The organism is Pedomonas mirosovicensis (assembly GCF_022569295.1).
Taxonomy (GTDB): Bacteria; Pseudomonadota; Alphaproteobacteria; order Sphingomonadales; family Sphingomonadaceae; genus Pedomonas; species Pedomonas mirosovicensis.
The window spans coordinates 1817974-1836214 of sequence record NZ_JAKFIA010000001.1; the positions used below are offsets into that span (position 1 = coordinate 1817974).

Below are 18241 nucleotides of genomic sequence, written 5' to 3' on the forward strand. Positions count from 1 at the left end.
TACGCGCCTTCCGGGCGGCAATCGGGCAACCGCCCCGGTTCGGCAGGGCTTTCGACGCTGCAAGGCCTTGCTCCTGCGGCCCGGATGCGGCACCACGAACGGCAGAGCATTTCCATTTCGAGACCAAGGGGGCGCAGATGAAACCGGTTCAGGGTCTGGTCGCGGCGGCGGCATTGATGGCGGCATTCACGGCCACGCCCGGGCTGGCGGCCGACAAGTCTGCGACTCTCGACGCCATCGCCACGGATTACATCCGCCTGGTGTTGGAAGTGGGCGAGCATGAGCCGGGCTATGTGGACGCCTACTACGGCCCCAAGGATCTGGCCGAGGCCGCCAAGGCCCACCCCCGTTCCGTCGCGGCCCTGAAAACCGAAGCCGACCGGCTCATTCAGGCGGTAAAAGCGGCGGATGCGAGTGCGGCCGACCCGCTGGTCGCCAAGCGTATCCGCTTCCTCGCCGCCCAGTTGAAGGCGGTGCGGACCCGGCTGGACATGATCGAGGGCAAGCGCCTGCCCTTCGCCGATGAGGCCGAAGCCCTGTTCGGCGCGCGGCCCACGGTGCAGCCCTTGACCGATTTTGACCCCATCCTTGCCCGCATCGACAAATTGGTGCCGGGCGAAGGCCCGCTGCATGAGCGGGTGGAGGCCTTCCGCAACCGCTACATCATCCCGAAGGACAAGCTGGAGGCGGTGATGCACGCCGCCACCAACGAGTGCAAGCGCCGCACGCTTGAGCACATCAAGCTGCCCGAGGGCGAGCAGTTCACCCTCGCCTTCGTCACCGACAAGCCGTGGAGCGGCTACAACTGGTACAAGGGCAACGCCACCAGCCACATCGAGGTAAACGTCGACCTGCCGGTGTTCATCGACCGCGCAGTCGATCTCGGCTGCCACGAGGGCTACCCCGGCCATCATGTGTTCAACATGCTGCTGGAGGAGAAGCTCGCAAACCAGCGCGGCTGGAAGGAATTCACCGTCTACCCGCTGTTCAGCCCGCAGTCCTTCATCGCCGAGGGCAGCGCCAACTTCGGCATCGACCTTGCCTTTCCGGGCGAGCAGCGCCTTGCGTTCGAGCAGAAGGTGCTGTTCCCGCTGGCCGGGCTCGACCCCAGCACGGCCCCGGCCCTGGCCGAGCTTGAGGATCTGACCAAGGCCCTCCAGCCCGCCCGCTACGCCATTGCGTCGGAATATCTGGCCGGAACCATCGACCGGGAGAAGGCCATCGAGCTCACCCAGAAGTACCAGCTGATGACCCGTGGCCTTGCCGAGCGGGCGGTGAAGTTCATCGACACCTATCGCAGCTACGTCATCAACTACGGCCTCGGGCAGGATATGGTGCGCGCCGCCGTCTACGGCGCGGGCGACAGCCAGGACGCCCGCTGGGCGGCCATGGAGAAGATCCTCTCCGAACCCACCCTGCCCGCCGACCTGACGCACGGAGCCAGCTGAGGCCCGTCTGTCGCCAAAAGGCCAAACGGGGCGAGACCGGCACCAGACATACCCCGTAAAGCCCCGTAGAGGCCCCTTACAGCACCGAAACAGGCCTGCCCGCTACACCCTCTAGCCGTGATAGGTAAAAACCCCTGTATGGGCGTTATAGGCCGATCTAGGGGCATATGGGTTTTTGTCCGGATTTTTTCTGGTCGCAGGAGGGGCTTACCCCTCCTGCACCTCCCATTAATTTGCCGGCCATTAATTTGCCGAGACGCGGTTCAGGCGCGCACTGGCACCACGGCCGCTTGAATATCGACAGGGCCGCGTTTCGGGCGACCTCTGGGAAGCAGCGCACGGTTGGCGCAGCCCTTTTCAAACGAAAGGGGGATCGCCAAGGGGGTCCGAGACCCCCTCGGCATGACTTTCAAAAGAAAACCCGGGAACCCTCAGAACTTCACGTTCATGGCGAGGCCGCCGCCGTTGCTGTCGCCCCAGGGGAACAGCTGGACGTTTTCATCCATCTTGGTGCTGAACAGGAACGCCGTGGCGGTGCCCAGCGCCGCGCCTGCCACCACGTCGTACCAGTGGTGGTGGTCGCTCTCCACGCGGGCGACGCCCACGGTTGCGGCCACGGCATAGGCGGGCAGGCCGTATTGCCAGCCGTAGCGCTGGTGGATGAAGGCGGCGGAGGCGAAGGAGATGCTGGTGTGGCCGGAGGGGAAGCTGTCATCCCCTTCCCCGTTCGGCCGCTCTTCGGGGAAGAGTTCCTTGAGGCCGTAGGTCGCGCCCGCGGTCAGGCCGACGCTGTAGCCCGCTTGCAGCACGCCGTTCCAGTCCTCCTGCACCGCAGCGCCGCCGAACGCGGCGGCGACGAGACCGGCCCGGCCCACGTCCGCCACCGTCTTCCAGCCTCCGGCCAGTGCCGGTTGGGCAGCCAGCGCAGTGGACAGCGCGAGGGCGCAGGTAAGGGTTTTGCTGCGTGCCATGCAAGTAAGCTCCCTGTTCTTGTAATTGGCCTGGTTAGATGCCCGCTGAACCTGACGGCGTGCTGACCGGCTCGATCATTCCGTTGTGCAGCAGCACCACCCGGTCCATTCTTCGGGCCAGTTCGCGGTTGTGGGTGGCGATGAGCGCCGAGGAGCCCTTGGCCCGCACCAGATGGAGAAAAGTCTCCAGCACCGTGAGGCCGGTCTCCTCGTCCAGATTGCCGGTGGGCTCGTCCGCCAGCACCAGCACCGGCTCGTTGGCGAGCGCGCGGGCCACGGCCACGCGCTGCTGCTCGCCGCCCGAAAGCTGCGCGGGCTGGTGGGTGAGCCGCTGGCCCAACCCCAGTTCGGTCAGCAAGTCGCGCGCCCGCGTCTCTGCCTCCGCCCGGCTGCGGCCGTAGATCAGCTGCGGCAGCACCACGTTCTCCAGCGCCGTGAAGTCCGGCAGCAGGTGGTGGAACTGGTAGACGAAGCCCAGCTTCTCCCGCCGGAACGCGGTGCGCTGGCCGGTGCCGAGCTTGGCGCATTCGGTGCCGTCGATGCGGATGCTGCCCTGAAATCCGCCTTCCAAGAGGCCGACTGCCTGTAAGAGCGTGGACTTGCCCGCGCCCGACGCGCCCAGCAGCGCCACGATCTCGCCGGGGCGTACATCCAGGTTCACATCCTTCAGCACATGGATGACCGCATCGCCCTGTTTGAAGCTGCGGGAGAGGTGTTGAACCCCCAGAACCGGATCACTCATAGCGAAGCACCTGCACCGGGTCCGTATTGGCGGCCCGCCACGATGGATAAAGAGTGGCCAGCACCGTCAGCGCGAGCGCGATGCCCACGGTCGCCAACACTTCCATGGGGTCCACCTTGGACGGCATTTCCGACAGGAACCGCACCTCCGGGTTCCACAGGGCAACGCCGAACAGGCTGCTGGCCCCGTGGACGATCTCCGTGCGGAAGGCGAGCAGCAGGAAGCCCAGCCCCATGCCGACCAGCGTGCCGAGCGCGCCGATGCTCGTGCCTGCCAGCATGAACACCCGCATCACCGAGGCCCGGCTTGCGCCCATGGTCCGCAGGATGGCGATATCCTTGCTCTTGGCCCTGACCAGCATGATGAGGCTGGAGACGATGTTGAACACCGCCACCACGATGATGATGGAGAGAATCCAGAACATCACCACCCGCTCCACCTCCAGCGCCTCGAAGAGGGAGCGGTTGAGCGAGCGCCAGTCCACGATCACGCCGTACTGCTGCACCTTGGGCGTCAGGGCATCGATGGTCACGTCGATCTTGTCCGGATCGTTTACGACCACCTCCAGCCCGCTGACGGACTGGCCCAGCCGGAAATAGTTCTGCGCCGTCTGCATGGGCATGAGCACGAAGGCGTTGTCGTAGTCGTAGATGCCCACCTCGAAGATGGCGACCACCCGGTAGCTGGCGATGCGCGGCGTCACACCGAAGGGCGTCACCTGCCCCTCGGGCGAGATGAGGGAGATGCTGTCTCCCACTTTCGCCAGCAGTTGCCCGGCCAGCTTGCTGCCGATGGCGATGACCGGCTCGCCGTCCTTGAAGTCGTCCAGCGACCCCGCGACGATGTTCTGGCCGACGATCGATTGCTGCCGCACGTCGGCGGGCACCTGGCCCCGCACCACCACGCCTGCCGCAAGGTTGCGGCGCGAGGCCATGAGCTGCTGCTGGATGATCGGGGTGACGCGCTTCACGCCCGGCGCCTGCTCGGTGATGCGGCGCAGCCGCTCCCACTCGTCCAGGTGCCCGTCATAGCCCTGCACCAGCATATGGCCGTTGACGCCGAGGATGCGGTCGAGCAGCTCACCCCGGAAGCCATTCATCACTGACATCACGGCGATCAGCGCCGCGACGCCGATGGCGATGCCGACCAGCGAGATCATCGAGACGATGAAGATGAACCCCTCGCCCTTGATGGGGCGCAGGTAGCGCGCCGCGATCATCCGCTCATAGGTGGAGAGCATCCGGGCTATTACCTTCCAGAAGAGGTGAGCAATCTAAGTAAAGAGCGGCTTTTGCAATGATGCGTTGGGTTCACCCTTTACGCTGTAGCTTCAGCCACGTGCTCAGATTGTCAACGAGCGTATCGATCGGCATTTCCTCGCGGCTGCCATTCCCGCGGGCCTTTACCTCGACAACGCCGGAGCTCAGCCCCTTCGGACCAATGATAACCTGCGTTGGGATACCAATAAGATCCATGGTAGCGAACTTGGCGCCGCCCCGCTCGTCGCGGTCGTCGTACAGCACCTCGATGCCCGCATTGGTCAGCTTCTGGTAGAGATCGTCAGCCGCAGCCTGGCACTTGGCATCATCCACGCGCAGGTTGATGAGGCCCACCTTGTAGGGGGCAACCTCATACGGCCAGATGATGCCGTTCTCGTCGTGGCTGGCCTCGATGATGCCGCCCACGAGGCGGGAGACGCCAATGCCGTAGGAGCCCATTTCCGGGTGCACCGGCGTGCCGTCCGGCCCCTGCACGGTGCAGTTCATGGCTGCCGTATACTTGGCGCCGAAGTAGAAGATGTGGCCCACCTCGATGCCCCGGCGGCGGCGCAGCTGTTCGCCGGAGATCGGGCAGTTCTCCACCTTGGCGTGCTCCTCGCTCTCCATGGCGTAGATGGACTGCAACCGGTCGACGATCTCAGAGCCCGGCGCGGCGTCCGCCAGTTCGGTCAGCGTGATGTCCTCAACATCGGCGTCGTAGAACAGCTCGCTCTCGCCCGTGTCCGCCAGGATGTGGAACTCGTGGGAGAGGTTGCCGCCGATCGGCCCCGTCGGTGCGCGCACCGGCACCGCCACCATGCCGAGGCGGGCGAAGGTGCGAAGATAGGCGACGAACATGGCGTCGTAGGAGCGCTTGGCGCTCTCGGCGTCCAGATCGAACGAATAGGCATCCTTCATCAGGAACTCGCGGCCGCGCATCACGCCAAAGCGGGGGCGCACCTCGTCGCGGAACTTCCACTGGATGTGGTAGAAGGTCTTGGGCAGATCGCGGTAGCTGCGGGCGCTGTCCCGGAACACCGAGGTAATCATTTCCTCGTTGGTCGGCCCGTAGAGAATCTCCCGGTCGTGCCGGTCGCGGAAGCGCAGCATCTCCGGGCCGTAGGCGTCGTAGCGGCCGGATTCGCGCCACAGGTCGGCCGACTGGATGGTCGGCATCAGCACCTCGATGGCACCGGCGCGGTTCTGCTCCTCGCGCACGATCCGCTCGATGTTGCGCAGAACCTTCAGGCCCAGCGGCAGCCACACGTAGATGCCGGCGGACTGCTGGCGGATCATGCCCGCACGCAGCATCAGCTTGTGCGAGACGATCTGGGCCTCAGACGGGTCTTCTTTCAGAACGGGCAGGAAATAGCGTGACAGGCGCATCGAAGTGTCTTCCGTGACAAACAGTTCTGCGGTCTTACCCGCCCGGAAGATGCCATGCAACTGCCTGCACGGGAAACAGGAGAGGCCGAAGGCCCCGCACGGCAGATTGCATCGGGTGCGAACCGATTGCATCTGCCGCCGACGCTCCCTATCTGGAGACGATCCTGCCCGGCGTATGGGGCTTTCGTGAGGGTGCCATGTCCTTTCTGTCCACGGTTCGCGGCCGCATCGTCGCGGTCTCGGCCGTTCTGCTCATAGGGCTCAACCTGCGCCCTGCTCTGGCGGGCATCAGCCCGCTCTTGGATGCCATCCAGTCCTCCACCGGCATCAGCGGCACCACCGCCGGGCTGCTCACCACCCTACCCATCCTGGCGATGGGCCTGTGCGCGCTTCTCGGCGAGGCGCTGAACAACCGCCTTGGGGAGCGCTGGGGCATCACGCTCGGCGTCGTTGCCATCGCGGCCGCCTGCGCCCTGCGTTTCGGAGAACCAGGCGCGCCCACCCTGCTGGCGACCGCCGTGCTGGCGGGCCTTGGCATCGCCATGGCGCAGGCCCTGCTGCCCTATTTCCTCAAGCGCACCTTCCCGGAAGATCCCGGCCGCATCACCGGGCTTTACGTCACCGCCATCATGGCCGGCGCGGCGCTGGGCGCCGCCCTCTCCCCCTCGCTGGCGAAAGCGGCCAGCTGGAGCTTTGCCCTTGGCCTGTGGGCTCTCCCTGCGCTCATCGCCCTTGCGCTCTGGCAGGCCGCTGCCCGCCGTCACCGCTGCAGCACTGCCCAGCCGCGCCGGAGCGTTGGCCCTGCCCGCGCCGCGCAAACCACTCGGCGGCTGTGGCGAGAGCTGCGGACGTGGGAGCTGGTGTTGCTCTTCGGCATTGGCACCGGCGCTTTCACCCTGATTCTGGCATGGCTGCCGCCCTATTACACCGCGCTCGGCTGGAGCCCTTCGGCGGCGGGCCTGATGCTGGGCGGCATCAATCTGGCGGAGGTTGGCTCCGGCCTTGCCGTCTCCGCCTGGATCGGCCGTTTCCCCGACCGGCGCGGGCCGCTCCTGTTCGTGCTGACTTGCCTACTCGCAGGGCTGGCCTGCCTCGTTCTCATACCGGAAAGCGCACCTGTGCTCGTCTGCGTGCTGCTGGGCATTGGCATCGGCGCATTGTTTCCGCTCACGCTCATCGTCACCATCGACCACCGCACAGACCCTGCCGAGGCCGGAGCCCTCGCCGCTGCGGTGCAAGGCGGCGGCTACGTGCTCGCCAGCCTGATGCCGGTGCTGGCCGGAATGCTGCGGGACCACTTCGCCGATCTCACCCAAGCGTGGGTCGGCATGGGAGCCTGCGTCCTCCTCCTGATGCTGCTCACCCTGCGCTTCTCACCTGCCTCGTACCGGACGGCTTGATCTGAGAGATTTGATTCTTTGCAGAGGGGCTCGGTCCCTCTGCACTCCCTGCCTTTTGTACGGGCGCACTTGGTCTGACCGGCGCGCGAACACCAGAACTCCAATGGGCTGTTCGGGCCATGCAGAGCGCGGCCCTTTCAAACAAAATGGGGTGCAGGGGCCCCAAGTCCCCTGCATAAAGAGAATCACTTCCCCGGCGTTTCCACCCCCGGCTCCAGCGGGCGGCAATCGGGCCCGAGCGTGACCGGTTCGCCGCCGTTGATCGCCGGTCCATAGAGCACGGCGTTCCGACCGTCGGTCTTGACCACGCCCACCAGCGTCTCGCCCAGCGCACGAGACTTGTGCCCCGGCTTGCGAAGCACATCGATGACCACGGGCACCTGAACCTTGTCCGTATCGATGGAAATTCCGGGATTCAGGTCCGCTCCGCTCAAACCGGTCTCGGATTGATAGGCAACGTCCGCGTCGGGCACGTGAGTTACGTCCTCGCAAGCATTGGTCTGCGCTGCCGCAGGGGTTGGTTGCGAAAACAGAACGGCCAAAAGCACTTGTTGCAGCCAAGTCACAGGGGTCCACTTTCCTGCTCGGCCAAACCCGGTTGGGCGCTTTATCCACCTGACAACCGGGAAAGCCTTGGTTAGCCTTTCCCTACTTTGGTTCACATGGTGGCCAGGGTTCAGGGGGAAATAAAAGCCTAAAAAGGCTCAAGATTTAAAGTCTCGTCACGACGCGAAAGGGTTCGGACCGCCGGTCCGGACCCTTTTGCATATCCGGCTCGATTCGCCGTCTTTTCAATAACTTGAATACGCGAAAGCCGGCGGGCGCCCCCACCGGCTTTCAGGAGATTCGCGGCCTGCCTGCCTTAGCTGATCGGGTCTCCCACCGGGATCTCGGCGGAGAAGTCGTGAAGCGGCGCGGCCAGGTCGTCGATCGTCAGCCAGCCGAAATGGTGGTTGGCGGCGAACAGCAGGAACAGCACCGTCGTCACGATGGTCGTCCACATCACCTTCTGCCGCAGCATGGGGCTTTGCGGCGCGCTGGTGGCCTGGCCGGGGATGGGCTGTTCTCCGGTCTCCTGGGCAGTTCTTACGCCCCACGGCAGGATGGCGAACAGCACGATCCACCACATCACGAAGTAGACGGCGACCCCGTAAACGATACTCATGGCGCAGTAGTCTCTTTCTCCCCGCCGCCGGCCTCGGCAACCGCCTTAGCCGACGTGCAGGATATGAACCTCCGCCACCGGGCGCTTGGCGGTGTAGTCCCGCGCCAGACGACGGATGGCAATGCGGATCTGCTCTGACAGGCGCGCTTCATTGCTGGTGCCCACCTGGTCGATGGTCGCCCGCACGGCGTCCGAGCAGTCCTCGATGAACTCATCCAGTTCATTTTCCACAGGAACACCCTGCACCACAATATGCGGATCCGCGGCCAATCGTCCGCCCTTGCCCAGCACCACCGTGGCCGACAGGTAGCCGTTGTACGAGAGGCGGCGGCGCTGAACCATGGTCATGCCGTCGTTTGGTACGATTACGTCGCCATCCAGCACCCAGCGGCCCACCTTCTCGTGGCCGATGATCTTCGCGTCGCCCGGCGCCAGGCGAATGACCGCGCCGTTGGTCGGCACCACGGCCTGCTCCACCCCGCAGCGGGCGGCAAGTTCCGCATGGGCCTTCATGTGGCGCAACTCGCCATGCACCGGCACGGCGACCTTGGGGCGAATCCAGCCATACATGCTCTTCAGCTCCGGCTGGCCGGGGTGGCCGGAGACGTGCACATGCGCCGTCTTCTCGGTGATGATGGAGATGTTCTGCTCCGCCAGTTGGTTCATCACCATGCCGATGGACAGTTCATTGCCAGGGATGCTCTTGGACGAGAAGATGACCAGATCCCCTTCCGCCAGCTTGATATGGCTGTGCTCGCGCCGGGCGATGCGGGAGAGCGCCGCCTGATGCTCGCCCTGGCAGCCGGTGGCGATGATAAGCAGCGTCGAGGGATTGGCCTGCTCGGCCATCTCCAGGCTGATCGGCTGGGGGAAGTCCTTCAGGTATCCGGTTTCCTTGGCGTTCTTCACCATACGGTCGAGCGAGCGCCCCACCAGCACCACGTTGCGCCCGGTCGCGTTGGCGACCTTGCCGAGCGTATCGAGCCGGGCGACGTTCGAGGCAAAGGTAGACACCAGGATCCGGCCCCGCCGCCCCTGGCAGAGGCGCAGGAGCGAATCCCGCACGCCGCCTTCCGACCCGGACGCCTCGGTGTTGAAGACGTTGGTGGAATCGCCCACCAGCGCCAGCACGCCCTCATCGCCGATGGAGGTCAGCAGCTCCGGGCTGGAGGGCTCGCCGATGATCGGCTCCTCGTCCAGCTTCCAGTCGCCGGTGTGGAACACGCGGCCATAAGGCGTGTCGATGAGAACGGCGTTCCCCTCCGGGATGGAGTGGCACAGGTGCAGGTAGCGGAACTTGAACGGCCCCAGCTCGAAGCTGCCCTGCATGGGGATGGTCTTCACCTTCACCTCGCCCAGCAGCCCCTCTTCGGCCAGCTTGTGGCGCAGCAGCCCCGCGGTGAACGGCGTGGCGTAGAGCGGTACGCCCAACTCGGCCGCCAGATACGGCACCGCGCCGATGTGGTCCTCATGGCCGTGGGTCAGCACGACGCCCAGCAGATCCTCCCGCCGCTCCTCGATGAAGGACAGATCCGGCAGGACCAGTTCCACCCCTGGGGTGCTCTGGTCCGCGAAGGTCATGCCGAGATCGACCATCACCCATTTGCCCCGGCAGCCATAGAGATTGACGTTCATGCCAATCTCGCCGGACCCGCCCAAGGGCAGGAACAGCAGTTCATCACCTGGTTTCACGCCTAAGTCCTGCAATTACGTTGATAAATGAGCGACAGGCCCTTGACCGTCAGGTCGATATCAACCGCTTCGATCACGCTTGTATGCCGCTCGAATAAAACGCCGAGGCCGCCCGTTGCGATTACGCGCATCGGCCGCCCGGTTTCCTTTTTAATTCGCTCGACCAAACCCTCGATCAAGCCCACGTAGCCCCAGAAAATGCCGGACTGCATGGCCTCCACGGTGGACTGGCCGATCACCCGCCCCGATTCCGGGGTTGAACTGCGATCTTTGGCAGCTTGGCCGAAGCCATCACCAGCGCCTCGACCGAAAGATTAATACCCGGAGCAATGATACCGCCCCGGTAAGCGCCGGTATCGCTCACCACATCGAACGTCGTGGCGGTGCCAAAGTCAATCACAATGAGGTCGTGGTTGCCCAATTCCGCATGAGCAGCCACGGCGTTGACCAGCCGGTCCGCCCCCACCTCCTGCGGGTTGGGGTATTCAATGGCGATGCCGAGATCCAGATCCTTGCTCACCACCACTGCTTCCAGGCCGAAATAACGGCGGCACAGCAGCTGGAGGTTGAACAGGGTTGGCGGCACCACGGTCGAGATGATCGCCCCCTCGATGGCCTGGCGGTCATAGCCCTCTATGGCGAACAGCTGGTTCAACCAGACCATGTATTCATCCGCCGTGCGGTTCATCTGCGTTGAGATGCGCCAGCGGTGAAGAATGGCCTTGTTCTGGTCGATGACCGCGAAAACCGTATTGGTATTGCCAACGTCGATGGCGAGCAGCATGGCCTTTAGATCCCGAACACGTCGCCGGAATGAATGGTTTTAACCGCTCCGCTGTCAAGTTGCAGCAACAGAGCGCCGTCCGCCGCTAGGTCACTGAACACTCCGAACAGGGTGGTCTCGGGCAGACGCACCTCGATCCGGCTCCCAAGGCCGGTGGCGCGGGCCAGCCAGGCGCTCCGCAGCGCGGCAAAGCCTCCTTGTCGCCATTCTCCCCGCCAGTGGTCGATCGCCGTTGCCAGCCGTTCGGCCACAGCCATCGGCAGCGGCGGCGCAATTCCGGCTGCCGCCAGCGAAATGGCCGGACGCTCGGTATTATCGGGATGTACCGCGAGATTGACGCCGATACCAGCCGCAACCCAGCGGTCGCCGGGCTGGCCGCTGCCGGCGGACTCCAGGAGGATGCCGGAGATCTTCTTGCCGTCCAGCAGCACGTCGTTCGGCCACTTGAGCTTTAGCCGGGCAGGCTCAACCCACTGAGCGAGCGTATCGTAGAGCGCCAGAGCGATCAGGAAGGAAAGCTGGGAGACCGGCTCCTCCTCCGTCGTCAGGCGCAGGAGGCCAGTGCAGAACAGGTTGCCCTTGGGGCTTTGCCAGGGCCGGTGGCGGCGTCCGCGCCCGGCCGTCTGTTCGTCTGCCACCACCCAGGTGCCGTCTGGCGCACCTTTCTGCGCCAGACGGATCACCTCGTCATTGGTGGAATCAACCGCCGGGTAATGAAGCAGCTCAGCCAATGAGCGACTTGGCGGCGTTGCCCGCGGCCTGCAGCAGCGGGGCGATGTAGAGGAAGCTCACCGGCGAGCACAGGATGGCACTGGCGCCCAGAATGGAAGCCGTTGCCACGTTGCCGTAGCGGGTGAACGGAGCCTTCGGCTCATCGAAGTAGATGATCTTCACCACGCGCAGGTAGTAGTAGGCCGCAACCACGCTGGTGAGGATGCCGAAGATGGCAAGCGTGTACAGCTCGGCATCGATGGCCGCCTGGAAAATGTAGAGCTTGCCGAAGAAGCCCGCCAGCAGCGGAATGCCCGCGAGCGAGAACATCAGGATGGCAAAGCACGCCGCCAGGCGCGGCTGCGTCTGGGACAGGCCAGCCAGTTCGTAGATGTCCTCGACCTGCTCATCGCCGCGCTGCATCGACAGCACGCACAGGAACGCGCCAACCGTCATCAGCAGGTAGATGGCCATATACACCAGAACGCCCTGCACGCCTTCCTGCGTACCGGCGGCGAGGCCGATGAGCGCGTAGCCGACATGACCGATGGACGAATAGGCCATCAGGCGCTTCACGTTGGTCTGCACGATGGCCGCAATCGCGCCAAGGATCATCGAACCGATCGAAATGACGACAATGATCTGCTGCCACTGGTCGGTCAGCGCCGGGAAGGCTTCCAGCATCACGCGGACGAACAGGCCAAGGGCAGCGATCTTCGGCGCGGCGGCGAAGAAGGCCGTCACCGGGGTCGGAGCGCCCTCGTACACATCCGGCGTCCACATGTGGAACGGCACGGCCGAAACCTTGAAGGCCAGGCCCGCAATCACGAAGACCAGGCCGATCAGCAGGCCGATGTGCAGGGAGCCTGCCGCGGTGCCCTCCAGCGTGATGGCCAGGGCCTCGAAGTTGGTGGTGCCGGCAAAGCCATAGACCAGCGACACGCCGTAGAGCAGCAGGCCGGAGGCAAGCGAGCCGAGCACGAAGTACTTGAGGCCCGATTCCGACGACCGCGCGTTGTTCCGCTGGTAAGCCGCCATCACGTAGAGGCTGAGCGACTGAAGCTCGAGGCCCAGGTACAGCGACAGGAGGTCGTTGGCCGACAGCATCATCAGCATGCCAACCGTGGCCAGGGCGATAAGCACCGGATACTCGAACTTGGCGATGCCATTGCGCTCGAGGTACGGCACCGCCAGCACGACGGAGGCCGCCGCGCCGATAAGCACCAGAACCTTCAGGAACGAGCCGTAGGCATCAACCACGAACAGGCCGTTGAAGCCCACCGTGCGCGCGGCCGGGCCGCTCACCACCAGGGCAATGGCAACGATGAACAGACCCACGCTGCTCCACGTGAGCAGCTTCAGGCTGCGATCCCCGGTGAACACGCCCACCATGAGCATGGCCATCGCGCCAAGCGCGAGCAGCAGCTCCGGCAGAGCAAGGGACAGACTGGCAGAAAGACTCATGGGTCTATTACTCCGTCGGCTCGGCAGCGGCAGGCGCTGCTTCCGGTGCGACCTCGGCCGGGGCGGCCTCCGGCGCGACCGCAGCCGCGCTCGGGGCAGCCGGCAGCGCCGGGGCCGCAGTTTCAGTCTTAAGGGCCGTTTGGGCCATCAGCTTCTCAACCGGCGCATGAAGCGGCGCAAGGAAGCTGTTGGGGTAGACGCCCATCCAGAACACCACGGCCAGAAGCGGCGCGAAGGTCACAATCTCGCGGGCGTTCAGGTCCAGAATGTTTTTCAGGCTTTCCTTGGTCAGCTCGCCATACACGACGCGGCGGTACAGCAGCAGCATGTAAGCAGCGCCCAGGATGACGCCCGTCGCCGTGAGGAACGCCACCAGCGTGCTCGCCTGATAGGCGCCCGTCATGATGAGGAACTCGCCGACGAAGCCGCTGGTGCCCGGCAGGCCGATGGAGCCCATGGTGAATACCAGGAACACCAGGGCATAGAGGGGCATGCGGTTTACGAGGCCGCCGTAGGCCGAGATCTCGCGGGTGTGCATCCGGTCGTAGACGACGCCGACGCAGAGGAACAGCGCGCCCGAGACGATGCCGTGCGAGAGCATCTGGAAGATCGAACCCTCGAGGCCCTGCTGGTTGAAGGCGAACAGGCCGACCGTCACGAAGCCCATGTGGGCGACCGACGAGTAGGCGATCAGCTTCTTCATGTCCTCCTGCACCAGCGCGACGAGCGAGGTGTAGATAACCGCAATGACGCTGAGCGCGAACACCAGCCAGGCCAGCTCATGGCTCGCCTCCGGGAACATGGGCAGGGAGAAGCGCAGGAAGCCGTAGCCGCCCATCTTCAGAAGCACGCCCGCCAGGATGACCGAACCCGCCGTCGGCGCTTCCACGTGCGCGTCCGGCAGCCAGGTGTGCACCGGCCACATCGGCATCTTCACCGCGAAGGAAGCGAAGAAGGCCAGCCACAGCCAGGTCTGGATGTTCGGATCGAAGCCGTAGTCCATCAGCGCCGGGATCGAGGTCGTCCCCGCCTGCCCTGCCATGTACAGCATGGCCAGCAGCATGAAGAGCGAGCCCAGCAGCGTGTAGAGGAAGAACTTGAAGCTGGCGTAGATACGCCGCTTGCCGCCCCACACGCCGATGATGAGGTACATCGGGATGAGGCCGCCTTCGAAGAAGATGTAGAACAGGAACATGTCCAGGCTCATGAACACGCCGAACATCAGCGTTTCCATGAGCAGGAAGGCGGCCATGTACTCGACCACCCGCTTCTGGATCGCGTCCCAGCTCGCCAGGATGCACAGCGGCATCAGGAAGGCCGAGAGCACGACCAGCAGCATCGAGATGCCATCGACGCCGAGATGGTAGGCGAAGTAGCTGCCGAACATCGCGTGGTTCTCGACGAACTGGAAGTCCGCCGACGTGCTGTCGAAGTTCACCCACAGCACCACCGCCAGCGCGAAAGCCACCAGCGTGCTGATGAGGGCCGTCAGGCGGGCGTTGCGCGCCCGCGCTGCCTCATCCCCGCCCGGAGCGAGCAGGATCCATGCAGCGCCGACCAGCGGCACCAGCATCATAGCCGATAGGATTGGAAAGCCGACCATGCCCCCTCACTCCGAAAACAGTTTGGGCAGGAACCAAGAGACTGCCGCTGCCACGCCGATCAACATGGCGAATGCATAGGTGAACACATAACCGGTCTGGATACGCCGGGACTTGACGGCGACCGTCGCCACGGCGGCGGAGATGCCGTCCGGACCAAGGCCGTCGATGATCGCCCCGTCGCCCTTCTTCCAGAGCACCCGGCCCAGCCACTGCGCCGGACGCACGAACACCAGGTTGTACAGCTCATCGAAGAACCACTTCCGGTACAGGAAGATGTACAGCCCCTTGAACGTGCGGGCGAACGCCGCCGGAATGTGGGTGTTGATGACGTAGCTGTTGAGCGCCAGCAGGAAGCCCAGCAGCATGGCCACGGATGGCGACCAGGGCACCCACGCGGGCAGCACGCCCGGCTCGTGCATCTGATGGAGGACGTTCTCGCCGACGACCGTCAGCGCGCCGTTCCAGAAGTGCTCGTAGCCGTGACCGATGAAGAAGTCGCGGAACACGAAGCCTGCGGCCACCGCGCCCACCGCCAGCACCGCCAGCGGAACGAGCATGACGAGCGGGCTCTCGTGCGGGTGGTAGCCCGCCGTACCCTCGACATGCCGCGCATCCTCGCCGTGGCCTGCGCCTTCCTCACCCTCGACCGGGTGGTCGGTTTCCTCGCCATGGCCATGGTCACCGTGCATGGCGTGCTGGATGTGCTCCGAACCCGCCCAGCGCGGCTTGCCATGGAAGGTGAGGAACGCCAGCCGCCAGGAGTAGAAGCTGGTGAGGAACGCCGCGAACACGCCGCAGACGAAGGCGAACATGCCGACCGTGGAGCCGGAGGCATAGGCCGCCTCGATGATGGCGTCCTTCGAGAAGTAGCCCGCCGTGTACGGGAAGCCCGTCAGCGCCAGCGTGCCGATGACCATCATGGCGTAGGTGAACGGAATGGCTTTGTAGAGGCCACCGTAATACCGCATATCCTGCTCGTGGTGCATCGAGTGGATGACCGAGCCCGCGCCCAGGAACAGCAGCGCCTTGAAGAAGGCGTGCGTGAACAGGTGGAACATGGCCGCGCCATAGGCGCCGACGCCCAGTGCGAAGAACATGTAGCCCAGCTGCGAGCAGGTCGAGTAGGCGATTACGCGCTTGATGTCGTTCTGGGTGGTGCCGATGGTGGCGGCGAACAGCGCGGTTGCCGCACCGACGACCGTGACCACCTCCAGGGCGACCGGCGCCTGTTCGAACAGCGGCGAGCAGCGCGCCACCATGAACACGCCCGCGGTCACCATGGTCGCGGCGTGGATGAGCGCCGACACCGGGGTCGGGCCTTCCATCGCGTCCGGCAGCCAGGTGTGCAGGCCCAGCTGCGCCGACTTGCCCATCGCACCCACGAAGAGCAGCAGGCAGATGGTGGTCATCACATCGACGTTATAGCCGAGGAAGGAGAAGGTCTTGCCCGCCATCGAGGGCGCTGCGCCGAAGATGGCATCGAAGCCGACCGCGTCGAACACCATGAAGGTGGCGAACATGCCGAGCATGAAGCCGAAGTCACCGACGCGGTTGACCACGAACGCCTTCATCGCCGCCGCATTGGCCGACGGCTTCTGATACCAGAAACCGATGAGGAGGTACGAGGCCAGGCCCACGCCTTCCCAACCGAAGAACATCTGCACCAGGTTGTCCGCCGTCACGAGCATGAGCATCGCGAAGGTGAACAGCGACAGGTACGCGAAGAACCGTGGCTGGTGTGGGTCCTCGGACATGTAGCCCCAGGAATAGAGGTGCACGAGGGCCGAAACGCTGGTGACGACCACGAGCATGACCGCCGTCAGGGTGTCGATCCGCAGCGCCCAGTCGAACTGGAGCGCGCCGGAGTGAACCCACGGCAGCACGGTAACGGTGGTCGCATTGCCGCCCAGCGCCACCTCGAAGAACGCAACCCAGGACAGGGCACAGGAAACCGCGACTGCGCCGGTGGTGACGATCTGCGACGGGCGCAGACCGATCACGCGGCCGAACAGTCCGGCAACAATGGCCGCCAGGAGCGGCAGAAATACAATTGCCTGATACATCGAGGACCCCCGGCTCAGCCCTTCATCATGTTGATATCTTCAACCGCGATGGAGCCGCGGTTGCGGAAATAGACAACGAGAATGGCAAGACCGATGGCCGCCTCGCCCGCTGCCACCGTCAGAACGAACATGGTGAAGACCTGCCCCACCATGTCGCCGAGGAAGCTCGAGAAGGCGACGAGGTTGATGTTGACCGAGAGCAGGATGAGCTCGATCGACATCAGAATGATGATGACGTTCTTGCGGTTCACGAAGATGCCCAGCACGCCTACGACGAAGAGTATCGCCGCGACGATCAGGTAGTGGCCTAATCCGATCATTATGGGTTCCTCGCCTACTCGATGCCCTGGCCCGGCTGACGCTTGACCAACGCGATGGCATCCTGGGGACGGCGCGCGTTCTGCCGGGTGATGTCCTGCTTGCGAACGCCCGACCGCTGCCGGTGGGTCAGCAGGATCGCACCGATCATCGCGACCAGCAGGATGAGACCCGCAGCCTGGAACACGTAGATGAAGTCGGTGTAGATCAGCGCGCCCAGGGCCTGGGTATTGGCCACCCCTTCGGGGGACGGAGCCCGCAGCGCTTCCGTTGCGGTCGGCGCCATCGACCAGGCGCCGCCCAGAAGGACCAGCTCGGTCAGCAGAATGGCTGCCACCAGCAAGCCGATGGGCAGATAGGCCGCGAAGCCCTTTCGCAGTTCCTCGAAGTTGATGTCGAGCATCATGACCACGAAGAGGAACAGCACCGCCACCGCGCCCACGTAGACGATGACCAGGATCATCGCCAGGAACTCGGCGCCAAGGAGCACGAACAGCCCCGCCGCGTTGAAGAATGCCAAGATGAGCCAGAGCACGGAGTGCACCGGATTCTTGGCCGTGATCACCATCAGGCCGGATACGACCACGATGGCTGAGAACAGATAAAAGGCCAGCGCGTGAGCCACGAGCCTGAGGCCCCCTTTACTTCGGTCCGTGATGAGCCTGCCGAACCACGGACTCTGTTTCCGGTTCTGTCCGCCCCGGGACAGGCTCTGGGGGCGGACCAGCGAAAATTCGTAGCGCTCTGTTAACGGTAGGGTGCGTCCAGAGCAAGGTTTTGGGCGATCTCCCGCTCCCACCGTTCACCGTTCGCGAGCAGCCGGTCCTTGTTGTAGAGCAGCTCTTCACGGGTTTCGGTCGAGAACTCGAAGTTCGGACCCTCGACGATGGCGTCCACCGGGCAGGCTTCCTGGCAGAAGCCGCAGTAGATGCACTTGGTCATGTCGATGTCGTAGCGCGTGGTGCGGCGGGAGCCGTCGGCACGCGGTTCGGCCTCGATGGTGATGGCCTGCGCCGGGCAGACCGCCTCGCACAGCTTGCAGGCGATGCAGCGCTCTTCGCCGTTGGGATAACGGCGCAGGGCGTGCTCACCACGGAAGCGAGGGCTGAGCGGCCCCTTCTCGAAGGGGTAGTTGATCGTCGCCTTCTCCTTGAACATGTACTTGAAGGTCAAGGCCATGCCCTTCACGAATTCCGTGAGGAGGAGCTGTTTGGCGGCAAATGCGAGTGACATC

Annotated in this window: 16 protein-coding genes and 1 pseudogene; 2 read left to right on the top strand and 15 right to left on the bottom strand. The window is 64.5% G+C overall.

The window, feature by feature from the left end; translation table 11 throughout:
- Window positions 1-137: 137 nt before the first annotated feature.
- Complete coding sequence (locus L0C21_RS08655) at window positions 138-1448, top strand: hypothetical protein (RefSeq protein ID WP_259277971.1); 1311 nt, start codon at window positions 138-140, stop codon at window positions 1446-1448.
- A gap of 431 nt (window positions 1449-1879) precedes the next feature.
- Here the strand turns inward: L0C21_RS08655 and L0C21_RS08660 are convergent, their stop codons facing one another.
- From L0C21_RS08660 to proS, 4 genes are all read right to left on the bottom strand, one after another.
- The gene (locus tag L0C21_RS08660; protein WP_259277972.1) at window positions 1880-2419 is read right to left on the bottom strand and encodes a phosphatase PAP2 family protein; all 540 of its coding nucleotides are present in this window, start codon (window positions 2417-2419) and stop codon (window positions 1880-1882) included.
- A gap of 34 nt (window positions 2420-2453) precedes the next feature.
- The gene (locus L0C21_RS08665) at window positions 2454-3161 is read right to left on the bottom strand and encodes an ABC transporter ATP-binding protein (protein WP_259277973.1); all 708 of its coding nucleotides are present in this window, start codon (window positions 3159-3161) and stop codon (window positions 2454-2456) included.
- Window positions 3154-4401 carry a lipoprotein-releasing ABC transporter permease subunit gene (locus L0C21_RS08670; RefSeq protein WP_259277974.1) on the bottom strand — a complete coding sequence of 416 codons (1248 nt, stop codon included), beginning with the start codon at window positions 4399-4401 and terminating at the stop codon, window positions 3154-3156. Before L0C21_RS08670 ends, L0C21_RS08665 begins: the two co-directional genes overlap by 8 nt.
- A gap of 70 nt (window positions 4402-4471) precedes the next feature.
- Window positions 4472-5806: a proline--tRNA ligase gene (proS, locus tag L0C21_RS08675; RefSeq protein WP_259277975.1), complete on the bottom strand. Its 1335-nt coding sequence runs from the start codon at window positions 5804-5806 to the stop codon at window positions 4472-4474.
- Window positions 5807-6003: 197 nt separating this feature from the next.
- On the opposite strand from proS, the gene L0C21_RS08680 reads away from it, so the two are divergent.
- Window positions 6004-7206, top strand: a complete 1203-nt coding sequence (locus tag L0C21_RS08680; protein ID WP_259277976.1) for an MFS transporter — start codon at window positions 6004-6006, stop codon at window positions 7204-7206.
- Window positions 7207-7391: 185 nt separating this feature from the next.
- On the opposite strand, the gene L0C21_RS08685 is transcribed toward L0C21_RS08680, so the two are convergent.
- The 11 genes and pseudogenes from L0C21_RS08685 to nuoI all read right to left on the bottom strand — a co-directional run bounded on the left by L0C21_RS08685 (window position 7392) and on the right by nuoI (window position 18240).
- Window positions 7392-7679 (bottom strand): hypothetical protein, encoded by a 288-nt coding sequence (locus L0C21_RS08685; protein WP_259277977.1) that lies wholly within the window; start codon window positions 7677-7679, stop codon window positions 7392-7394.
- Between the two features lie 389 nt (window positions 7680-8068).
- Entirely contained in the window at window positions 8069-8371 is a 303-nt protein-coding gene (locus tag L0C21_RS08690) for a DUF1467 family protein (RefSeq protein ID WP_259277978.1), read from the bottom strand.
- 45 nt (window positions 8372-8416) lie between these two features.
- Window positions 8417-10063, bottom strand: coding sequence for a ribonuclease J (locus L0C21_RS08695; protein WP_259277979.1), 1647 nt, complete (start codon window positions 10061-10063; stop codon window positions 8417-8419).
- 2 nt (window positions 10064-10065) lie between these two features.
- Window positions 10066-10847: pseudogene (locus tag L0C21_RS08700) on the bottom strand (type III pantothenate kinase).
- Between the two features lie 5 nt (window positions 10848-10852).
- Entirely contained in the window at window positions 10853-11578 is a 726-nt protein-coding gene (locus tag L0C21_RS08705; RefSeq protein WP_259277980.1) for a biotin--[acetyl-CoA-carboxylase] ligase, read from the bottom strand.
- The gene (gene nuoN, locus L0C21_RS08710; RefSeq protein ID WP_259277981.1) at window positions 11571-13022 is read right to left on the bottom strand and encodes an NADH-quinone oxidoreductase subunit NuoN; all 1452 of its coding nucleotides are present in this window, start codon (window positions 13020-13022) and stop codon (window positions 11571-11573) included. The genes L0C21_RS08705 and nuoN overlap by 8 nt, the downstream gene beginning before the upstream one ends.
- 7 nt (window positions 13023-13029) lie before the next feature.
- A complete protein-coding gene (locus L0C21_RS08715) occupies window positions 13030-14625 on the bottom strand; it encodes an NADH-quinone oxidoreductase subunit M (protein WP_259277982.1) in 1596 nt (531 codons plus the stop codon).
- Window positions 14626-14631: 6 nt separating this feature from the next.
- Window positions 14632-16689: an NADH-quinone oxidoreductase subunit L gene (gene nuoL / locus L0C21_RS08720; RefSeq protein ID WP_259277983.1), complete on the bottom strand. Its 2058-nt coding sequence runs from the start codon at window positions 16687-16689 to the stop codon at window positions 14632-14634.
- 14 nt (window positions 16690-16703) lie between these two features.
- On the bottom strand, window positions 16704-17009 hold the full coding sequence (nuoK, locus tag L0C21_RS08725; RefSeq protein ID WP_259277984.1) for an NADH-quinone oxidoreductase subunit NuoK: 306 nt from the start codon (window positions 17007-17009) through the stop codon (window positions 16704-16706).
- A gap of 14 nt (window positions 17010-17023) precedes the next feature.
- Entirely contained in the window at window positions 17024-17632 is a 609-nt protein-coding gene (locus L0C21_RS08730) for an NADH-quinone oxidoreductase subunit J (protein WP_259277985.1), read from the bottom strand.
- A gap of 122 nt (window positions 17633-17754) precedes the next feature.
- The gene (gene nuoI / locus L0C21_RS08735; RefSeq protein ID WP_259277986.1) at window positions 17755-18240 is read right to left on the bottom strand and encodes an NADH-quinone oxidoreductase subunit NuoI; all 486 of its coding nucleotides are present in this window, start codon (window positions 18238-18240) and stop codon (window positions 17755-17757) included.
- Between the last annotated feature and the right edge of the window lies 1 nt (window position 18241).